This is a genomic window from Streptomyces sp. SPB074 (assembly GCF_000154905.1).
Lineage (GTDB): Bacteria > Actinomycetota > Actinomycetes > Streptomycetales > Streptomycetaceae > Streptomyces.
In genome coordinates, this window is the sequence record NZ_GG770539.1 from 4,041,841 (window position 1) to 4,044,316 (window position 2,476).

A 2,476-nucleotide genomic window follows, 5' to 3' on the forward strand; every position below is an offset into this window, starting at 1 on the left:
CAAGGCGGTCGGTCTGTGCAACGTGGCGATCGGTTTCCAGCCCAAGTCGGCTAATTTCCCGGGACCCGCCCCGTCCCAGGTTTCGCTTGCCGGACACCGCGTCCCGTACCCCGCGCGGTGTGGGACCCTGGCGGGCATGACTGAGCAGCCCGCGCCGGTGGCCGGCACCGCCGCCTCCGCCGCCCCCACCTCCGGTTACGTGCTGACGCTGTCCTGCCCCGACAAGCAGGGGATCGTGCACGCCGTCTCCAGCTTCCTCTTCATGACCGGCGGGAACATCGAGGACAGCCAGCAGTTCGGGGACGCGGACACGGGGCTGTTCTTCATGCGCGTCGGCTTCTCCCTCGCCTCGGCGGGGCCGGACGAGGAGGCCGCCGGGCTCGACAAGCTGCGGGCGAGCTTCGCCGCGATCGGCGAGGCGTTCCGGATGGACTGGCAGATCCACCGGGCGGGGGAGCGGATGCGGGTCGCGATCCTGGTGAGCAGGTTCGGCCACTGCCTCAACGACCTGCTCTTCCGCTCCCGCAGCGGCGCGCTCCCCGTCGAGATCGCCGCCGTCGTCTCCAACCACACCGACTTCCGCGAGCTGACCGGGAGCTACGGCGTCCCCTTCCACCACATCCCCGTCCCCCGGGACGGCAAGGCGGAGGCGGAGCGGCGCTTCCTGGACCTCGTCGCCGAGGAGAACGTCGAACTCGTCGTGCTCGCCCGCTACATGCAGGTCCTCTCGGACGACCTGTGCAAGCGGCTGAGCGGCCGGATCATCAACATCCACCACTCCTTCCTGCCGAGCTTCAAGGGCGCCAAGCCCTACCACCAGGCCCACGCCCGGGGCGTGAAGCTCATCGGCGCGACCGCGCACTACGTGACCGCCGACCTCGACGAGGGCCCGATCATCGAGCAGGAGGTCGAGCGCGTCACGCACGCGGCGACCCCCGCCCAGCTCGTCGCCACGGGCCGCGACGTCGAGTGCCAGGCCCTCGCCCGCGCGGTCAAGTGGCATGCCGAGCACCGCATCCTGCTCAACGGCCGCCGGACGGTCGTCTTCGCCTGAGCGCGGCGGCGCGCGGGTCAGCGCGTCTCGCCCACCACCGTCACCACGGCCGTGACCAGGGCGACCGCGCCGAGCCCCCAGATCCACGCGCGTATCCGGGCCGGACGCCGGAACATCTGCTCGCTGAAGTACACGCGCCGGGGGTTCTCGGGGTCGAAGACGAGTCCGCGCTGCCGCGCCGGCTCGATGGTGCGGCCGCGCTCCCAGACGGTGTGCCGGGTGTGCTCGTCCACGTCGTAGGCCCACTCGACGTCGATCTTCCCCTCGTCCGGGATCGTGCGCCGCAACTCCCAGCCCACCGTGTGCTTCCCGCGCAGGCGGAGCGGCTTCTGCCGCGTGTACCGCGGGGCGAGGTACAGCAGGGGGACCACGGAGAAGAACAGCAGGACTTCGCAGAGATCTACCACGGGAGTTCCTTGTCGGCGGCGGGACGGGGCGGCGGGACTGCCGGCGGAACGCGCCGGCGGTACGGGACCCGAGGTACCGCGCGGTCGCGCCTCCCCCGCGCCTCGCCCCCCGGCTCGCACGCCTGTTCCGGTCGGGAGTGTATGCCCGCCGCCGGGCAGGCCGGTGGCCGCGCGCGGAAGTCCCGCGTACCGGTGGCGCGTTCCGGTCCTGCCGTCCTACAGCCTGCTCAGCGCCGCCGTCGCCCGCAGCACGCGCAGGATCGTGTCCTTGTCGCCGTCCTGGCCGAGCGCCGCCTCCTCGGGGGCGAGGTGCCCGGCCGCCAGCTCGCAGAACTCGACGCCGTCGAGGCGAACTTCGGCCACGTCCTCGACCGGGCCCGCCTCGTTCTCCGCCTTCGGGTCGATCCCGATGCGCCAGACCCCGCGAGCGGGCCCCTCTATCTCCAGGCGCAGCACCCTGCGCACGCCGGAGGGCGGCGGGTCCCCGGGCGGGGCGGGAAGGGCCGCGAGGGTCTGCGGGACGAGACGGGCCGCGAGGCCGACGAGCTGTTTGAGGTGCGGTCCCGCGGGGGCGGCGTACGGGTACTCGACCGCCTCCGCCACGTCCCAGCCGTGAATCCACGTCTCGAAGGCCCGCTCCAGGAGGGCGTCCCGCAGCGGGAGCGAGAAACCGCCGTACGGCACCGGGTAGCGGCCCGAGCCGACGCCCTCGCCGTCCGTGAAGCCGACCGTGCGCGCGAGGGCGTGCGTCTGCTCGCGCCAGGGGGCGTGCTCGGCGCGGGTCGGCGGGCCGCCGAGCGCGGTCCAGTACCGCGCGGTCCGCTCCTCGGGCGGGACCGGCCGCGCGGGCGCCCGCGCGCCGAGCGGCTCGGGCAGGCCGATCGCCGCCGCGACGAGCCCGTCGACCGCGAGGAGATGCGCGATGACCCCGGCGACGCTCGTGCCGTGCCCGGCCGGTAACCCGCGGCGTCCACCAGCGCAGCCGCACCGGGGTATCCCATCGGCCTCGCCGAGG

Annotated in this window: 3 protein-coding genes; 1 reads left to right on the forward strand and 2 read right to left on the reverse strand. The window is 73.8% G+C overall.

Annotated features, from left to right (window positions below; all coding sequences use genetic code 11):
• The first annotated feature begins 136 nt into the window (after positions 1-136).
• On the forward strand, positions 137-1,054 hold the full coding sequence (gene purU / locus SSBG_RS16825) for a formyltetrahydrofolate deformylase (protein WP_037869985.1): 918 nt from the start codon (positions 137-139) through the stop codon (positions 1,052-1,054).
• Positions 1,055-1,071: 17 nt separating this feature from the next.
• On the opposite strand, the gene SSBG_RS16830 is transcribed toward purU, so the two are convergent.
• The gene (locus tag SSBG_RS16830; protein WP_037869987.1) at positions 1,072-1,461 is read right to left on the reverse strand and encodes a hypothetical protein; all 390 of its coding nucleotides are present in this window, start codon (positions 1,459-1,461) and stop codon (positions 1,072-1,074) included.
• Between the two features lie 216 nt (positions 1,462-1,677).
• Positions 1,678-2,476: hypothetical protein (locus tag SSBG_RS16835; RefSeq protein WP_008747297.1), on the reverse strand; the 799-nt coding region annotated here is incomplete at its 5' end.

Excerpts from the sequence above, each read along its gene's own strand:
- purU (WP_037869985.1), top strand. The coding sequence starts at position 137 with ATGACTGAGCAGCCCGCGCCGGTGGCCGGCACCGCCGCCTCCGCCGCC.